Source organism: Streptomyces sp. NPDC048479 (genome assembly GCF_040651435.1).
Taxonomy (GTDB): Bacteria; Actinomycetota; Actinomycetes; order Streptomycetales; family Streptomycetaceae; genus Streptomyces.
In genome coordinates this window covers 122,714-138,053 of record NZ_JBEZKA010000005.1, presented here as the reverse complement: position 1 = coordinate 138,053, position 15,340 = coordinate 122,714, and the positions used below count along the sequence as shown (strand labels likewise).

At 71.8% G+C, this 15,340-nt stretch carries 14 protein-coding genes; 3 read left to right on the top strand and 11 right to left on the bottom strand.

The genetic code is table 11. The annotated features are described in order from the left end of the window. Nucleotides 1-230: 230 nt before the first annotated feature. The 8 genes from AB0D12_RS10190 to infC all read right to left on the bottom strand — a co-directional run bounded on the left by AB0D12_RS10190 (nucleotide 231) and on the right by infC (nucleotide 9,013). On the bottom strand, nucleotides 231-1,343 hold the full coding sequence (locus AB0D12_RS10190; protein WP_362679144.1) for a PP2C family protein-serine/threonine phosphatase: 1,113 nt from the start codon (nucleotides 1,341-1,343) through the stop codon (nucleotides 231-233). A gap of 168 nt (nucleotides 1,344-1,511) precedes the next feature. Next, nucleotides 1,512-4,040, bottom strand: coding sequence for a phenylalanine--tRNA ligase subunit beta (gene pheT / locus AB0D12_RS10185; RefSeq protein ID WP_362679141.1), 2,529 nt, complete (start codon nucleotides 4,038-4,040; stop codon nucleotides 1,512-1,514). Next, nucleotides 4,040-5,167 carry a phenylalanine--tRNA ligase subunit alpha gene (gene pheS, locus AB0D12_RS10180; protein WP_362679138.1) on the bottom strand — a complete coding sequence of 376 codons (1,128 nt, stop codon included), beginning with the start codon at nucleotides 5,165-5,167 and terminating at the stop codon, nucleotides 4,040-4,042. The genes pheT and pheS overlap by 1 nt, the downstream gene beginning before the upstream one ends. Before the next feature lie 115 nt (nucleotides 5,168-5,282). After that, entirely contained in the window at nucleotides 5,283-6,404 is a 1,122-nt protein-coding gene (locus AB0D12_RS10175) for an ATP-binding protein (protein ID WP_362679135.1), read from the bottom strand. Between the two features lie 98 nt (nucleotides 6,405-6,502). Further along, on the bottom strand, nucleotides 6,503-7,342 hold the full coding sequence (locus AB0D12_RS10170) for an RNA methyltransferase (RefSeq protein WP_362679132.1): 840 nt from the start codon (nucleotides 7,340-7,342) through the stop codon (nucleotides 6,503-6,505). A gap of 166 nt (nucleotides 7,343-7,508) precedes the next feature. Next, entirely contained in the window at nucleotides 7,509-7,901 is a 393-nt protein-coding gene (gene rplT / locus AB0D12_RS10165) for a 50S ribosomal protein L20 (protein ID WP_326648697.1), read from the bottom strand. Between the two features lie 109 nt (nucleotides 7,902-8,010). Next, nucleotides 8,011-8,205 (bottom strand): 50S ribosomal protein L35, encoded by a 195-nt coding sequence (gene rpmI / locus AB0D12_RS10160; RefSeq protein ID WP_005319593.1) that lies wholly within the window; start codon nucleotides 8,203-8,205, stop codon nucleotides 8,011-8,013. 121 nt (nucleotides 8,206-8,326) lie between these two features. Next, entirely contained in the window at nucleotides 8,327-9,013 is a 687-nt protein-coding gene (infC, locus tag AB0D12_RS10155; RefSeq protein ID WP_327322389.1) for a translation initiation factor IF-3, read from the bottom strand. 354 nt (nucleotides 9,014-9,367) lie between these two features. Here infC and AB0D12_RS10150 point away from each other — a divergent pair, with 354 nt between their 5' ends. Continuing rightward, nucleotides 9,368-9,730, top strand: coding sequence for a DUF1844 domain-containing protein (locus AB0D12_RS10150; RefSeq protein WP_327322390.1), 363 nt, complete (start codon nucleotides 9,368-9,370; stop codon nucleotides 9,728-9,730). A 17-nt stretch (nucleotides 9,731-9,747) separates the two neighbouring features. Here the strand turns inward: AB0D12_RS10150 and AB0D12_RS10145 are convergent, their stop codons facing one another. Next, a complete protein-coding gene (locus tag AB0D12_RS10145; protein WP_362679127.1) occupies nucleotides 9,748-10,479 on the bottom strand; it encodes an SseB family protein in 732 nt (243 codons plus the stop codon). Between the two features lie 23 nt (nucleotides 10,480-10,502). Here AB0D12_RS10145 and AB0D12_RS10140 point away from each other — a divergent pair, with 23 nt between their 5' ends. After that, nucleotides 10,503-11,102: a serine hydrolase gene (locus AB0D12_RS10140; RefSeq protein ID WP_362679124.1), complete on the top strand. Its 600-nt coding sequence runs from the start codon at nucleotides 10,503-10,505 to the stop codon at nucleotides 11,100-11,102. Here the strand turns inward: AB0D12_RS10140 and mycP are convergent. Together mycP and AB0D12_RS10130 are read right to left on the bottom strand one after the other, a co-directional pair. Further along, nucleotides 11,089-12,258: a type VII secretion-associated serine protease mycosin gene (mycP, locus tag AB0D12_RS10135; RefSeq protein ID WP_362679121.1), complete on the bottom strand. Its 1,170-nt coding sequence runs from the start codon at nucleotides 12,256-12,258 to the stop codon at nucleotides 11,089-11,091. The two genes, AB0D12_RS10140 and mycP, sit on opposite strands and share 14 nt — an antisense overlap. Then, complete coding sequence (locus tag AB0D12_RS10130) at nucleotides 12,255-13,040, bottom strand: hypothetical protein (protein ID WP_362679716.1); 786 nt, start codon at nucleotides 13,038-13,040, stop codon at nucleotides 12,255-12,257. The genes mycP and AB0D12_RS10130 overlap by 4 nt, the downstream gene beginning before the upstream one ends. Before the next feature lie 1,063 nt (nucleotides 13,041-14,103). On the opposite strand from AB0D12_RS10130, the gene AB0D12_RS10125 reads away from it, so the two are divergent. Beyond that, entirely contained in the window at nucleotides 14,104-15,306 is a 1,203-nt protein-coding gene (locus AB0D12_RS10125; protein ID WP_362679118.1) for an amino acid deaminase/aldolase, read from the top strand. The last annotated feature ends 34 nt before the right edge of the window (nucleotides 15,307-15,340 follow it).

Here is a 15,340-nt window from a genome sequence, read left to right as displayed (position 1 = left end):
CAAGTGCCCTCATCCGTGCCCCGCGCGCTCTGCCGCCGCGTCGCCCGCACCGGTTGACTGGGGTGCCTCTCATAGAGGCGGCCGGGCCGTCGGCTCCCCCTCGTACAGTGCGACGGCCCCAGAATGCGTCGTCTGCCCTGCTGATCTGCCCGACACTCCGCGGCAGGGCGGGCGGCGCCGGCCGCATGGCAATCCCTTGGTTGCCGATCGCTGCACATGGCTGCAGATGGCTAGCGATTGGAGGGTTCCGGCCGGGTACGGCGCAGGGCGGCATCTCCGGACTGCGCCGGTACCCGCGCGCGGTCGTTGCGCAGCACCAGGAGTGCCACATCGTCGGCGAGACGACCGCCGGTGTGACGCAGCAACTCCGAGTGAACGGTGGCGATCACGGCGGCGGGCGACACCGGCGAGGCGAGCGCGGCCTCGGTGAGCACGGCCTCCAGACCGAAGAACCTCCCCGCCGCGTCACGGGCGTCCGCCGCCCCGTCCGTGTGCAGGAACAGCGCCTCGCCGGACCGCAGCCGGGCACACCGGCGGACCGGCAGCTCGGCCGGCAGCGGGAACAGACCGAGCGGTGGCAGCGGGTCCGCACAGGCGAGCGGTTCGGCCCGGCGGCAGAGCCGGTAGGGCCATGGATGACCGCAGTTCAGCGCCAGTACGCCACCGTCCTGCCCGATCTCCAACAGCAGTACGGTGACGAAATCCTCCGCCGCCGGGCAGTCCGGCTCTCCCCCGCCGACCGCCGGATGCTCGTCCCGCGCCCGCTCCCGCAAATGCCGATGGATCGCCCGGTCCAACCGCCGCAGTACACCCCCCAGTTCGGGCTCGTCGTAGGCGGCTTCCCGGAAGCTGCCGAGAACCGCGGCCACCGCCCCGATCGCGGGCAGCCCGTGCCCGCGGGCGTCTCCGATGACGACACGCACGCCGTACGGGGTGGCCACGGCCTCGTACAGATCACCGCCGACCGCGGCGCCGCGGCTGACGGACAGCTGGCCCGCGGCGAGGGTGAGTCCGGCGAGACGGGGCGGCAGCGGCCGCAGCAGCACCCGCTGGGCGGCGTAGGCGATTTCGCGGACCCGTTTGAGCTCGCGGTTCAGCCCGTGTCGGACACCGAGGACAAGACCGGTGCCGACCGCGAAGAAGGCGACGCCGGTGACGATCCGCTGTCCGAGGCTCTCCGGCTGGGTGGACGGACAGGCGATCTTCCAGGTGAGCGCAGCGGCGCCCCATACGGCGGGAAGCGCCAGAGGAAGCAGTCGCCGTACCCGCGAATTGTCGGCGCGCGCGGACCTCGCCCGCCGCGAGGCGGGCAAGGGACCTCCACCGGACCTGATACGGATCATGCGGATGGTCCCCTCATAGGCCCTGTCCGGCACGCAGGCAGGCCCCCACGGCCGGGACGATTCTGTCGATCGACCGGGCCCGGAAGGGACAACGCCTCACGTTCTCACCCAAATGAGTGAGGGGCGCGCCCGGTGGTCCGGGCGCGCCCCTCAACAGGCAGGGAGCGATCAGGCTCCGCGCAGTACCGCCCCCGTGCGCTCGGCGGCGAGCGCCACCGCCGCGTCGCGGGCGGCCGAGGCCTCCTCGACCGTCAGCGTCCGGTCGGCGGCACGGAACCGCAGCGCGTACGCCAGCGACTTCCTGCCCTCGCCGATCTGCTCACCGGTGAAGACGTCGAACAGCCGGATGGACTCCAGCAGTTCACCCGCTCCCTCGGTCAGTACCTTCTCGACCTCCGTGGCCGGCACCTGCTCGTCGACGACGAGCGCGACGTCCTGGGTCGCCACCGGGAAGGTGGAGATCCGCGGCGCCTGGAGCGGGCCCTGAGACGCCTGCTCCAGCAGATCCAGGTTCAGCTCCATCGCGCAGGTGCGCGCGGGCAGATGCAGGGCCTTCACCACGCGCGGGTGCAGTTCACCGGCGTATCCGACGGTCTGCTCCGCCTCGTCGATCACCACCGCGAGCTCGGCGCACCTGCCCGGGTGCCACGGACCGTACTGGCCCTGGCGGACGAGCAGTTCGGCCCCGGCCTCGCGCGCGACCGTGCGGGCGGACTCGACCGCGTCGGCCCAGGTGGCCGGCCGGCCCTTGCCCCACCAGCCGGCCTGCTCACGCGCACCGGCGAGCACGACCGCGACATGGCGCGGCTGCACCGGCAGCACACCGGTCAGTCCGGCGATCTCCTCGTCGGTCGGGCGGCGGTGGACGGGCAGCCGCACCGCGATGCCCTCCTCCGTGGGAGCCTTGAAGACCAGACCGGTCTCGAAGAGGGCCAGATCGTGGCTGCCGCGGCCGTCGTTGCGGCGCAGCGCGCCGAGCAGTCCCGGCAGCAGCGTGGTGCGCAGCGCGGGCTCCTCGTCGGAGAGCGGGTTGACCAGCGTGACCAGCCGACGGCAGGTGTCGTCCGCCGGGATGTCCAGCTGATCGAGGATCTGCTCGCCGATGAACGGGTAGTTCAGCGCCTCGACATAGCCGGCGCCGGCCAGCGCGCGGCCGACGCGGCGGTGCAGCCGCTGCCGTCCGGTGAGCCCACGGCCGGGCGGCGGCGTGGGCAGCGTCGACGGCAGGTTCTCGTAGCCCTCGAGCCGGATGACCTCTTCGGCGAGGTCGTTCGGCTCGCTCAGGTCGGGACGCCAGGACGGGACGGTGACGACCAGTTCGTCCTGCCCGTAGACGTCACAGCCGACCTCCTGGAGGCGGCGTACGACGGTCTCGCGGCCGTAGTCGACGCCCGCGACGTGGTCGGGGTGGTCCGCCGGCATCGAGATCGTACGAGGCGCGGACGGCGCGACGATCTCGGTGACGCCGGCCTCGGCGGTACCACCCGCGAGGAGCACCAGCAGGTCGACGGTCCGCTGCGCGGCTGCGGCCGCGGCCTGCGGGTCGACGCCCCGCTCGAAGCGCTTGGACGCCTCGGAGGCCAGCTTGTGGCGGCGCGCGGTACGGGCGATGGTGATCGCGTCGAAGTGCGCGGCCTCGATGACGACCTCGGTGGTGCCCCGGACCTGGCCGGTCTCGGCGTCCGTCTCGGAGTCGGCGATCTCGGTGTTGGCGCCGCCCATGACGCCCGCGAGGCCGATCGGCCCGCGGTTGTCGGTGATGACCAGGTCTTCGGCGTCCAGGACGCGGTTGACGCCGTCAAGGGTGGTGAGCTTCTCGCCGGGCTCGGCGCGGCGCACCCCGATCGGCCCGTCGAGACGGGAGCGGTCGTAGGCGTGCAGCGGCTGGCCGAGCTCGAGCATCACATAGTTGGTGACGTCGACAGCGAGCGAGATCGGGCGCATCCCGGCCTTCTGCAGCCGGCGCTGCAGCCAGATCGGGGAGCGGGCCTCGGGCTCCAGGCCGACGACCGTACGCGCGGTGAAGCGGTCGCAGCCCCTCGGGTCGGAGACCCTCACCACGTAGCCGAAGGAGTTCGGGACGGGGACATCGAGCAGCGCCGGGTCGCGCAGCGGCAGGCCGTACGCGATGGCGGTCTCGCGGGCGACGCCGCGCATCGAGAGGCAGTAGCCGCGGTCGGGCGTGACGGCGATGTCGAGTACCTCGTCGAAGAGCTCCAGGAGCTCGATCGCGTCGGTGCCGACCTCGTACTCCGGCGGCAGCACGATGATGCCGCCGCTGCCGTCGTCGCCCATGCCCAGCTCGTCGCCGGAGCAGATCATGCCGTGGGAGGTCTTGCCGTACGTATTACGCGCGGCGATCGCGAAGTCACCGGGCAGGACGGCGCCCGGCAGGACCACGACGACCTTGTCGCCGACGGAGAAGTTGCGCGCGCCGCAGACGATCTCCTGCGGCGCACCGGTGCCGTTGGCCATGCCGACGTCGACGGTGCAGAAGCGGATGGGCTTCTTGAACTCCGTCAGCTCCTCGATGGTCAGCACCTGGCCGACGACGAGGGGGCCCTTGAGCCCGGCCCCGAGCTGTTCGACGGTCTCGACCTCGAGGCCGGCGGAAACGAGCTTGGCCTGGACGTCACGGCCGGTCTCCGTCGCCGGCAGGTCGACGTACTCCCGCAGCCAAGAAAGCGGGACCCGCATCAGATCTCCATCCCGAACGGCCGAGTGAACCGGACGTCACCCTCGACCATGTCTCGCATGTCTTCGACGTTGTGGCGGAACATCAGCATCCGCTCGATGCCGAACCCGAAGGCGAATCCGCTGTACTTATTGGGGTCGACACCGCAGGCGATGAGCACCTTCGGGTTGACCATGCCGCAGCCGCCGAGCTCGATCCAGCCCTGGCTGCCGCAGGTGCGGCAGGGCCGGTCCGGGTTGCCCACGGACTCACCGCGGCACACGTAGCAGACCATGTCCATCTCGGCGGACGGCTCGGTGAACGGGAAGAAGTTCGGGCGGAGCCGGGTCTTCATGTCCGGGCCGAAGAGCGCCTGGACCATGTGGTCCAGCGTGCCCTTGAGGTCGGCCATGGTCAGGCCCTCGTCGACAGCGAGCAGCTCGATCTGGTGGAAGACCGGGGTGTGGGTCGCGTCCAGCTCGTCGGTGCGGTACACGCGGCCGGGGACGACGACATAGACGGGCGGCTCGCGGTCGAGCAGGGTGCGGGCCTGGACCGGCGAGGTGTGCGTACGCAGCACGATGCCGGACTCGTCGTCCGTGGTGCCCTTGGGGCCCTGGACGAAGAAGGTGTCCTGCATCTGGCGCGCCGGGTGGTCGGGCACGAAGTTCAGGGCGTCGAAGTTGAACCACTCCGCCTCGACCTCGGGGCCCTCGGCGACCTCGTACCCCATGGATACGAAGACGTCCTCGAGCCGCTCCATGAGCGTGGTGAGCGGGTGGCGGGCGCCTGCCGGGATCCGGTCGTGGGGCAGCGTGACATCCACTGCCTCCTCGACGAGCACCCGGGCGTCGCGCTCGGCCTCCAGCTCGACCTGGCGGGCGGCGAGGGCCTTGCTCACGGCGCCGCGGGCCTGGCCCACGCGCTTGCCGGCCTCGGCCTTGGCCTGCGGCGGCAGCGCGCCGATCTCCCGGTTGGCGAGCGCGAGCGGTGAGGCGCCGCCGGTGTGCGCGACCTTCGCGTGGGCGAGAGCGTCGAGGTCGCCGACGGCGGCGAAGGCGGCAAGCGCCTCGTCCCGCATGCGCTCGATCTCTTCCGGTTTCAGTGCCTCGACCTCAACAGGGTCGTACGACTTATTGGGTGCGGACATCTCTTCCCGTACTTCCGATGGGCTGGCTGGGGCCCCCGCTCGTTGACCGAGGACGCAAAGGTGCCAAAGAACGAGTCTAACGGGGTGTGGAGAGGCGAATGAGCCCGCGGGCTGCTCAGGCCAGATAGGCCGGGGCGCCGACGGGCAGAATAAATCGGAACTCGGCGCCGCCGCCGGGTCCACGGCCGACGGTGATCGTCCCGCCGTGCGCCTCGACGATGCCCTTGACGATGTAGAGACCCAGGCCCGTACCGCCGCGCTTGCTTCCCCGCCAGAAGCGGGTGAAGACACGGCCCATCGACTCCTCGGGGATGCCGGGACCTTCGTCGCTCACGGTGACGGCCGTTCCCTTCTCGTCGTCCTTCGCGGATGCCGGTGCCACCTCGATGGTGACGGTTCCCTCGCCGTGGCGCACCGCATTTTCCAGCAGATTGCCGAGTACCTGGTCGATCTTGTCCGGATCGGCCCACATATCGGGCAGCTCCCGCTGGATGCGTACGAAGAACCGGTCCGGCCGCTGGCCGCTGGCTATGTGGGCCTGGATGTGCCGACCGACGGCCGCCGCGATATCGACGGGCTGGCGGCGCACTTCGAGCCGTCCGGAGTCGATACGGGAGATGTCGAGCAGCTCCGCGATCAGCCGGGTGACACGGTTCGCGTCGGCGTCGACGGTCTCGAGCATCAGCCGCTTCTGGTCGTCGGTGAAGCGTTCCCACTTGGCGAGCAGCGTCGCTGTGAACCCCTTGACGGAGGTGAGCGGGGAGCGCAGTTCATGGGCGACGGTGGCGATCAGCTCGGCGTGGCTGCGTTCGGTACGGCGCCGGGCCTCGGTGCCGCGCAGGCTGATGACCAGCCTGCGCAGGGGGCCGGTGGGGCGCTCGCGCACATAGCGGGCGGAGACGAGGACTTCACGGCCGCCGGGCAGCAGGAGATTGCGCTCGGGCTGGCCGACACGAGTGGCGAGTCCGCCGTACGGATCGGTCAGCGTCCACCAGCGGCAGCCCTTGAGGTCCTCCAGGGGCAGCACGCGCTCCAGCGGCAGGCCCAGCGCATCGGCCTTGGACACGGCGGTGATCCGTACGGCCGCGTCGTTGAAGCAGATCACCCGGCCGGTCTCGTCGGCGACGACCAGTCCGTCGGGAAGGTCGTCGGGGTCGATCCCGTACATGTCGGAGCCGTCGGAATGGCACAGCAACGCCCCGTGTGTCCCCGCGGGCCTGCTCGTCCCGACAGCCATCCCCGTACCCCACCTCTCCGACGGTGCAGTGGGCCCCCGAGCCCGTCACCCTACTAGCTGGAAGTGACGGAGCGGACCCCCTGAGCGAGTACTGCTGGTCAGCGAGCACTGCCTGCGCGCTGGGCACGCGCCGAGGCATAGAGACATACGGCTGCGGCGGTCGCGAGGTTCAGGCTCTCGGCCTTTCCATGGATCGGGACGCGCACCACCGCGTCCGCGAGCGCGCGGGTCTCCTCCGGCAGGCCCCAGGCCTCGTTGCCGAAGATCCAGGCGGTGGGGCCGCCCATGGTGCCCGCGTCGAGTTCGTCGTCCAGGTCGTCGTCGCCCGCGCCGTCGGCGGCCAGTACGCGCACTCCGGCGGCGCGCAGCCCCTGGACGGCCTGCTCGACGGGCACGCCCACCGCGACGGGCAGATGGAAGTGCGAACCGACCGAGGCCCGCACGGACTTGGGGTTGTAGAGGTCCACGGAGGCATCGGTGAGGACGACGGCGTCGGCGCCCGCGGCGTCCGCGCAGCGCAGTACGGTGCCGGCGTTGCCGGGGTCGCGTACGTGCGCGAGGACGGCGACGAGTGTGGGCCGCGCCGCGAGGATCTCCTCGAACGGCGAGTCCAGGAAGCGGCAGACCCCGACCAGGCCCTGCGGAGTGACGGTCTGCGAGACCTCCGCGAGCACCGCGTCGGAGGCGTGGTGCACCCGGGCCCCCGCGGCATGGGCGGCGTCGACGATGTCCGCGTACCGCTCGGCGGCCTCGACGGTGGTGAAGAGCTCGACCAGGGTGGGCTCGCCGCCGGGGCCGCGGTGGGCGACGGCCTCGCGCACGGCCTGCGGGCCCTCGGCGATGAACAGCCGTTCCTTGCCGCGGAAGGCGCGCTTGGCAAGCCGCCGGGCGGCGGTGACACGCGGGGATCGCGGGGAGATCAGCTCGGGGGTGCCCATGTCGCCTGCGGCTCTCTGATTCGGGTTCCGGGGTCGGCCCGGACGGACTGCGTGGTGCCCCCGCCCGGAAGCCGACGGGGGTTCGGGGGACACCCCCGAAAACAACGCCAAACACACCGGACCCGCAGGCCCAAGGCCTGCGGGTCCGGTCGGCTCGACGCGGCCGTCAGGCCGCCGACTCGGCCTTCGGGGCGTTGACGTCGCTCGGAAGCGCCTTCTGGGCGACCTCGACGAGCGCGGCGAACGCGTTGGCGTCGTTGACCGCGAGCTCGGCCAGGATCTTGCGGTCCACCTCGATGTTGGCGGCCTTCAGACCCTGGATGAGGCGGTTGTACGTCATGCCGTTCTGGCGGGCAGCGGCGTTGATGCGCTGGATCCACAGCTGACGGAAGTCGCCCTTGCGCTTCTTGCGGTCGTTGTAGTTGTAGACCAGGGAGTGGGTGACCTGCTCCTTGGCCTTGCGGTACAGGCGCGAACGCTGACCGCGGTAACCGCTGGCGGCCTCGAGAATTGCCCGGCGCTTCTTGTGGGCGTTGACTGCCCGCTTGACGCGTGCCACTTGTTAACTCCTTGTAGCGGGGCTGGGATTGAGAGTTCGACTCACCCCGGCCCGGAAACGAATTGGTCCCGGTCTCGGCGCGTGTCCCCGGGGACCGGGGACACGAGCGTCACTTGCCGAGAAGCTTCTTGATGGTCTTCGAGTCACCCGGGGCCATCTCGGCGTTGCCGGTGAGGCGACGCGTCAGCTTGGACGGCTTGTGCTCGAGCAGGTGGCGCTTGCCGGCGCGCTCACGGAGCACCTTGCCGGAGCCGGTGATCTTGAAGCGCTTCTTGGCACCGCTGTGCGTCTTGTTCTTCGGCATCGCGCCGTTATCTCCTCGTCAGTGGCGCTCCCCGGTGCGGACACCGGACAACAGGAGCGTCAGATCTTGGTTTGTGGGTTCCGGGCGGGACCCGGGGCCGCCTGGGTGGCAGCCCCTTGGATCACGCCTCGGAGGACGTCTCGGAGGGCGTCTCCGAGGGTGCTTCGGCCGGAGCCTCCGCGACCTCGTCCGCCGACTCCTCGTGCGTGTAACCCTGACGCTCCGCCTTGCGGGCGGCCTGGGCCTCACGCGCCTCGGCCATGGCCTCGGTCTTCTTCTTGTGCGGGCCGAGAACCATGATCATGTTCCGGCCGTCCTGCTTCGGGTTCGACTCGATGAAGCCGAGGTCCTCGACGTCGGAAGCGAGACGCTGCAGCAGTCGGAAGCCAAGCTCGGGGCGGGACTGCTCACGACCACGGAACATGATCGTGATCTTGACCTTGTCGCCCTGCTTGAGGAACCGGACGACGTGACCCTTCTTGGTGTCATAGTCGTGCGGGTCGATCTTCGGCCGGAGCTTCATCTCCTTGATGACCGTGTGCGCCTGGTTCTTGCGCGCCTCACGGGCCTTCATGGCCGACTCGTACTTGAACTTCCCGTAGTCCATGAGCTTGCACACGGGCGGGCGGGCAGTCGCCGCGACCTCGACCAGGTCGAGGTCGTACTCCTGCGCAAGCTCGAGGGCCTTGGCAAGCGGAACAATCCCGACCTGCTCGCCGCTGGGACCGACAAGTCGCACTTCGGGAACGCGAATCCGGTCGTTGATGCGGGGCTCGGCGCTGATGGATCCTCCTAAGTAGCACCACACGGATGTCTGGCAGGCAGCCGCGTAACGTCTGTTTTCGTAAGACCAACCGCACCGGATAATGAAAAATGCCCCGGACGGGACACAGGCGGCAGCTCCGTGAATACCGGAACACCGCCGCGGTCAACCGCGGGGCGCACATCGGGCGACTTCCATCGTCCGTACGGAACGATGGGCGCCGCCTGACCGGTGACCCGCCGCCCAGAAGGACGGCCAGGTGGGAGATCGGAGCCTCCACTTGTGGGCCGAGCACACACGTGTCCGGCCGGTCGTTACGCAAGGTTAGCATCTTCGGCTATGCAGGGCTAATTGGGGTCAGCAGCCGGTCGCGGCCCGCCGGGGCCTATCGTGTGCGTCATGAGCGACGCGACCAGCCCCAATGAATCTCCCGGCTTCGACGACATGACCCGCGACATCGCGGAGGTCCCCGCCGTCGAGGTGATCGTCACGGTCGCGGTGAACCTGATGAGCGCCGCCGCCGTGAAGCTCGGCCTGACCGAGGACGGCGCCGACCACAAGGACCTGGACGAGGCCCGCAAGCTGGTGCACGCGCTGGCCGGTCTGATGGACGCGAGCGCGACCGAGATCAGCTCCTTCCATGCGGCGCCGCTGCGTGACGGACTGAAGTCGCTGCAGCTGGCGTTCCGCGAGGCGTCGCTGGTGCCGGACGAGCCGGGCCAGGGTCCGGGCGAGAAGTACACCGGACCCGTGTACGGCTAGGGCGCACGGCTCGGCAGCTAGTCACGTACGAAAAGGGGCTCGCCCGGAGGGGTGGCCTCGGCCGGCAGCAGCGCCAGGTCGAGGCCCCGCACCAGGCGGGCCCTCAGTGCGTCGTCCGCCGCCAGCGCCTCGGCGACGCGCCGGGCCGCCTCGGCGGGGACCGCGTCCCGCGCGAGTACCAGGGCAAGGGTGCCGTCCGCGCCGCCCGGGCCCAGATGCGCACGGAGCACCGCGGGCTCGGCGGCGACCGCGGCCGTCACCGCGGCGATGACCGTGGGGTCCTGGAGCGGGTCGGCGTTCGTACGGCCCTCGGCGAGGGCGAGCAGCGCCGGGCCGGTCAGCTGGTACGGGACGGGGCCCGCCAGGTCGAGCACCAGCGTGTCGGCCTTTTCGTGGGCCGCCGCCTGCAGCGCCTGGTGCAGCGGTACGGCGACGGGGCGGGCCTCGGGGTTCCAGCGGGCGAGCGACACGATCGAGGTGAAGGCGGGCAGCGCGCGGCGGTCGCCCGCAGTCAGCGTCGGCACCGCCATATCGCTGGTCTTCTCCCTGCGCAGTCCGTTCTCGTCCTCCTCGACCTCGCCGAGCACGGCGACGACGGGGACCAGCAGCCGGGCGGTGCGGAGGGCCTCGAGGACCGGCCGTACGGCGGTTCTGTCGTCCGCCCAGGCGGCGAGTGCCGCCGTCAGTGCCGGGTCGGCCGTGCCGTCGTCGTCGGAGAATCCGGGGTCCGGGATGTTCTTGAGCGCCACAGGTCGACCCTAACCTCCCTGGTATGAGTGCCAGTGTCTCGGTCGCCGTCCCGGTCGCCCCGCCCGACCGGTCGTACGGCGAGGAGCGGACGTATCCCTCGGCGAGCATCGTGAAGGTCTCGATCCTGGCCGCACTGCTGCAGCGGGAGCGGCCGCTGACCGCGCGGGAACGGGCGCTCGCCCGCGCCATGATCGTGCGGAGCGACAACGACGCGGCGTCGGTGCTGTGGGAGACCATCGGCGGCGCGGCCGGGCTGGACGCCGCGCACGGACGGCTCGGGCTCGCCGGGACCCGGGCGGAGTCGGCGTGGGGGCTGACCCGGACCACCGCGCGGGATCAGCTCACCCTGATGCGGGCTGTGTTCGGCGGCCCCTACCCGTATCTCTGCTCCTTGATGGAGCAGGTGGTCGACGGGCAGAACTGGGGGGTGTCGGCCGCGGGCGGTGAGTGGGCGCTGAAGAACGGCTGGATGCCGATGCGCGACACCGGGCTGTGGGTCGTCCACTCCGTCGGGCGGGCCGGGGGCCGTCCGATCGCGGTGCTCTCCGACGGGCATCCGACAAAGGAGGCGGGCATCGCGCGCGTCGAGGAGGCGGTGCGGGCGGCGGTCAGTTCCTGCTGACCCGGCCGCCGCGCCAGAGCACCACGGCTCCCGCCAGCAGCAGGGCGCCGACGCCTCCGGCGAGCGGGGCGAGCCAGCCCGCCGGTTCCGCGTCCACCTTCACGGCGGCGGGACCTGAGCCGAAGTACCGCTTGCCGTAGCCCGCAGCGGCCGCCTTCACATCCGTGGGGCGCATTTTCGCCGCCGCCTTGAGCGCGGCGACCGGATCGACCATGCCGTACCCCTTGGCGTCGTCGCGGCCGTTCTTGCCGCCGCCCCGGGCCGTGTCGGTGAGGAGCTGCTTGATCTGGGCGGGGGCCAGGCCGGGGTGGGCGGCCCGTACCAGGGCGACCGCGCCGGAGACGAACGCGGACGCGGCGCTGGTGCCCCAGCCCTGGTAGTACTTGCGGTCGGGGTCGGCGATGACGATGTCGACGCCGGGGGCACTGACGCTGGCGTACCAGCGTCGGGTGGAGAAGGCGGCGTGGGTGCCGAAGCGGTCGACGGCCGTGACGGCGATCACGCCGGGGTAGGCGGCGGGGTACGAGATGTGGTCGCCCTTCTCGCCGCTGTTGCCGGCCGAGGCGACGACCACGGAGCCCTTGGCGAGGGCGTATTGCACTGCGGCGTCCTCGCCCGCCTCCGGGTGCGCGGACTCGCTGTCGTCGCCGAGGGAGAGGTTGATGACGTCGGCGCCCTGGTCGGCGGCCCAGCGGATGCCCTGGGCAAGGGCGTTGCCGCGGGAGGTGCGGGCCTTGTCGCGGGCCTTGTCGGTGCCTTCGAGGATGACCCGGACCGGGAGGATCTTCGCCGCGGGAGCGATGCCGATCACACCGTCCTCGCGGTCGGAACCATGGCCGTGAGCGGCGATGATGCCGGCCATCGCGGTGCCGTGGCGGGCCCAGGCGCGTGAGCCGCGCTGCGCGCCGAAGCCGATGAAGTCCTTGCCTGGCAGGACGGTGCCGGCGAGGTCCGGGTGGCTGTCGTCGACACCTGTGTCGAGGACAGCGACCGTGATGCCGCTGCCCTTGGTGGTGGTCCAGGCCTGGTCGGTCTTCATGGCGTCGAGCGCCCACTGCTGGGCCCGGATCGCGTCCGCGTGCGCGGGTGTCGCCGGCAGGAGCACGAAGGCGGCGGCCGCGAGGGCGGCGGCGAAGCGGTGGCGGCGACGTGTCATTCGGGTTTCTCCGTGGCCGTGCGGACGGTCTTGCGCAGGCCGGCCTCGATACGGTCCGCGATTCCCTTTGCCTCGTGGCCGAGGCCGGCCTGGGCCGGCGCGGAGGTCGCGCCCTCGGCCTTGGCCTCGTCGGCGGGCTGGGGGTCGGTGACGGCGCGCCCGTCGGCGAAGCCGGACACGGCGTAGACGACGACAGGCGCGTCGGTCAGCACGCTCACGGTCCAGCTCGCGCGTTGCCCGTTGCCGAACCCGTCGGCGACGGTGCTCTTGGCCGGGAGGGTGCGGGGCATCAGATCGGGGCGCTCGTCGAGCCCCTCCGAGGTGAAGCGGGCGGCCAGCGCGTTCATCGCCTTCACATCGGCCTCGGTGAAGATCATGCCGACCGTGGTGACGCTGCTGGTGGTGGCGTCGGTGTAGGTGGCGCGCAGTACCCGCGTGCAGCCGACCGGCTGCAGCGTCTGGAGCAGCAGCGGATCGAGCGCGGTCGCGCAGCCGCCGTCGGGCGCGACGGCGATCCGGGTCCATACCCGGTCCGCGCCGCCGGGTCCTGCGCCGTCGCCGGTGAGGGTGCGCGGGAAGAGTGTGTCCACGGGGACGCTGTGCCAGAGCGTGCGCGCCTCGGTGTAGCCGGTACGGGCGGCGGGGTCCGCGTTCGAGTCGCCGGTCAGCCAGCTGCCGGTGGCCGCGCCGCCGATCAGCCCGAGCCCGAGTACGACACAGGCGACGGCGCCGAGGGTGCGCCCGGGGCGCCGGGTGCGCACCGGGCGCAGCCGGGTGGTCATCTCGACCGGCGTCTCCGGCGGCGCCCACGAGCGGGGACCGGGAACCGTGTGCGCGGCGGGCCGCCCGGCACCGGGCCGAGGAGTGAGATCGACGGACCCGACGGGCCTGCGCCGGGTGGGCGGGGCGGTGGGCAGGGGCGGCGCCTGGAGTGGCAGGGGCGCGGACGCCGGCGCGCGTCGGGGTGCGGAGATGGGCCGCAGCCGGGTGGTGGTCTCGACAGCGGGGACGCCGGTCTCGTCCGGGGGTGTGTCGGGGCGCGGCGGCACGGGCCGCTCGGCGGAGGTGGCTGTGCCGGGCGGGGGTGTGTCGGGGCGCGGCGGCAGACCGGGCGGCAGCGGCTCGGCAGCGGGCGCGGTCGGCGCGGACGGGAAGGTCGAAGGCCGACGCACCCGGGGGCCGCCCGCAGCGGGCTCGGTAGCGGGCGCAGCTGGCGCGGACGGGAAGTTCGAAGGCCGGCGCACCCGAGGGCCGCCCGCAGCGGGCTCGGCAGCGGGCGCGGTCGGCGCGGACGAGGAAACGAACGACCGGCCGGTTCCAGGTGAGGCAGGACGGCCGGTGTCGGCTCCGCCCGACGGCCTCGGGATGGCGACACCCCCGACAGCGGGCCGGGCGCCGGACCCGCTCGGCGTCGACGGAAGCCGGTCCGACCCACCGGGGGCACCCTGGCGCTCGGGCTCCACGGCCGGAGAGGCATCAGGACGCGCGGGCGGTGGCGGATCCGTCGGCAGGAGTTCCGTGATGCCGGAAGCGCGGAGCGCCCTCGGCGCCGTCTCCGGCGGGACCAGGGCATCGGTAATACGCGAGGTGCCGGGCACCGTCTCCCCGTTGTCGGGCTGGGACGAGGCCGGGCCGGGAGGGCGCTGCGCCTCCGTGCTCATCCCGCCCCCTGTTCTTCGTCCACGGACACCGACGGTTCGCCTTTCCGGGCAGGCCCGTTCGTCACCGCGTGTCGGTCACTCTACGGGCTGGAACGCACCCCGCGGCAACGTGACCGGGGGTCCGGGAGGATCTGCCCAGAACATCCCTCTACCCTGCGGTAATCCGGTCTGGCAAGCTCAGGCCATGACTCCCCGTGCAGCTGACCGGGCCCGCTACGACAGGGCCACTGCCCAGCTCGACGCACCGCTCGCCGTCGTCGATCTCGACGCGTTCGACGCCAACGCGGACGATCTGGTGCGCAGAGCGGGCGGCAAGCCGATCCGGGTGGCGAGCAAGTCCGTACGCTGCCGGGCGCTGCTTGAACGGGTGCTGGAGCGGGACGGGTTCGCCGGAATCATGTCCTTCACGCTGGCCGAGTCCCTGTGGCTGGCCGGGTCGGGCTTCGACGATGTGCTGCTCGCGTACCCGTCCGCGGACCGGGCCGGTTTCGCCGAGCTGGCCGCCGACCCGAAGCTCGCCGCCGCGGTGACCGTGATGGTCGACGATCCGGCTCAGCTGGAGCTGATCGACCGCGCCCGCGACGGCGGCACGGAAGAGGTCCGGATCTGTCTGGAGCTGGACACGTCCCTGAAACTGCTCGGCGGGCGGGTGCGGATCGGCGCGCTGCGCTCCCCGCTGCGCGAGGCGGCCCAACTGGCCGAGCTGGCCCGGACGATCGCGCGTCGCCCAGGCTTCCGGCTGGTGGGGCTGATGGCGTACGAGGGGCATGTCGCGGGTGTGGGCGACTCCCTCGCCGGGCGCCCGATACGCTCCCGCGCCATCCGGCTGATGCAGGGCGCGGCGCGCAGAGAGCTGGCGGCCCGGCGGGCGGCGGTGGTGCGTGCCGTACGGGCGGTGACGCCGGACCTGGAATTCGTCAACGGCGGCGGCACCGGCAGTGTCCAGCACACGGCGGCCGAGGACGCGGTCACGGAGATCGCCGCCGGTTCCGGGCTGTATGTACCGCGGCTGTTCGACAACTACACGTCGTTCACGGGGCGTCCGGCCGCACTCTTCGCCCAGCCGGTGGTGCGCAGGCCGGGCGTGGGTGTGATCACGGTACTCGGCGGCGGCTACCCGGCCTCCGGTGCGGCGGGGGCGGACCGGCTGCCGGTGCCGTATCTCCCGGAAGGGCTGCGCTACGACCCGCAGGAGGGGCCCGGCGAGGTGCAGACCCCGCTGCTCGGCGCACCCGCCGACGATCTGCTGATCGGCGACAAGGTGTGGTTCCGGCATGCCAAGGCCGGGGAGATGTGCGAGCGGTTCGACACGCTGCACTTGATCGACGGCGACCGGGTGACCGGTACGGCGCCGACGTACCGGGGCGAGGGTCGCACGTTTCTCTGAGTACGGATTTCTCTGAGCACGGAGGCAGTCAGCC

What these genes read in the sequence shown, in the direction of transcription:
- pheT (WP_362679141.1), bottom strand. Translation starts at nt 4,040, where the DNA reads ATGCGGGTCCCGCTTTCTTGGCTGCGGGAGTACGTCGACCTGCCGGCG.
- pheS (WP_362679138.1), bottom strand. Translation starts at nt 5,167, where the DNA reads ATGTCCGCACCCAATAAGTCGTACGACCCTGTTGAGGTCGAGGCACTG.
- AB0D12_RS10175 (WP_362679135.1), bottom strand. Translation starts at nt 6,404, where the DNA reads ATGGCTGTCGGGACGAGCAGGCCCGCGGGGACACACGGGGCGTTGCTG.
- mycP (WP_362679121.1), bottom strand. Translation starts at nt 12,258, where the DNA reads ATGACACGTCGCCGCCACCGCTTCGCCGCCGCCCTCGCGGCCGCCGCC.
- AB0D12_RS10150 (WP_327322390.1), top strand. Translation starts at nt 9,368, where the DNA reads ATGAGCGACGCGACCAGCCCCAATGAATCTCCCGGCTTCGACGACATG.
- AB0D12_RS10170 (WP_362679132.1), bottom strand. Translation starts at nt 7,342, where the DNA reads ATGGGCACCCCCGAGCTGATCTCCCCGCGATCCCCGCGTGTCACCGCC.
- AB0D12_RS10140 (WP_362679124.1), top strand. Translation starts at nt 10,503, where the DNA reads ATGAGTGCCAGTGTCTCGGTCGCCGTCCCGGTCGCCCCGCCCGACCGG.
- rpmI (WP_005319593.1), bottom strand. Translation starts at nt 8,205, where the DNA reads ATGCCGAAGAACAAGACGCACAGCGGTGCCAAGAAGCGCTTCAAGATC.
- AB0D12_RS10190 (WP_362679144.1), bottom strand. Translation starts at nt 1,343, where the DNA reads ATGATCCGTATCAGGTCCGGTGGAGGTCCCTTGCCCGCCTCGCGGCGG.
- AB0D12_RS10130 (WP_362679716.1), bottom strand. Translation starts at nt 13,040, where the DNA reads ATGACCACCCGGCTGCGCCCGGTGCGCACCCGGCGCCCCGGGCGCACC.
- AB0D12_RS10125 (WP_362679118.1), top strand. Translation starts at nt 14,104, where the DNA reads ATGACTCCCCGTGCAGCTGACCGGGCCCGCTACGACAGGGCCACTGCC.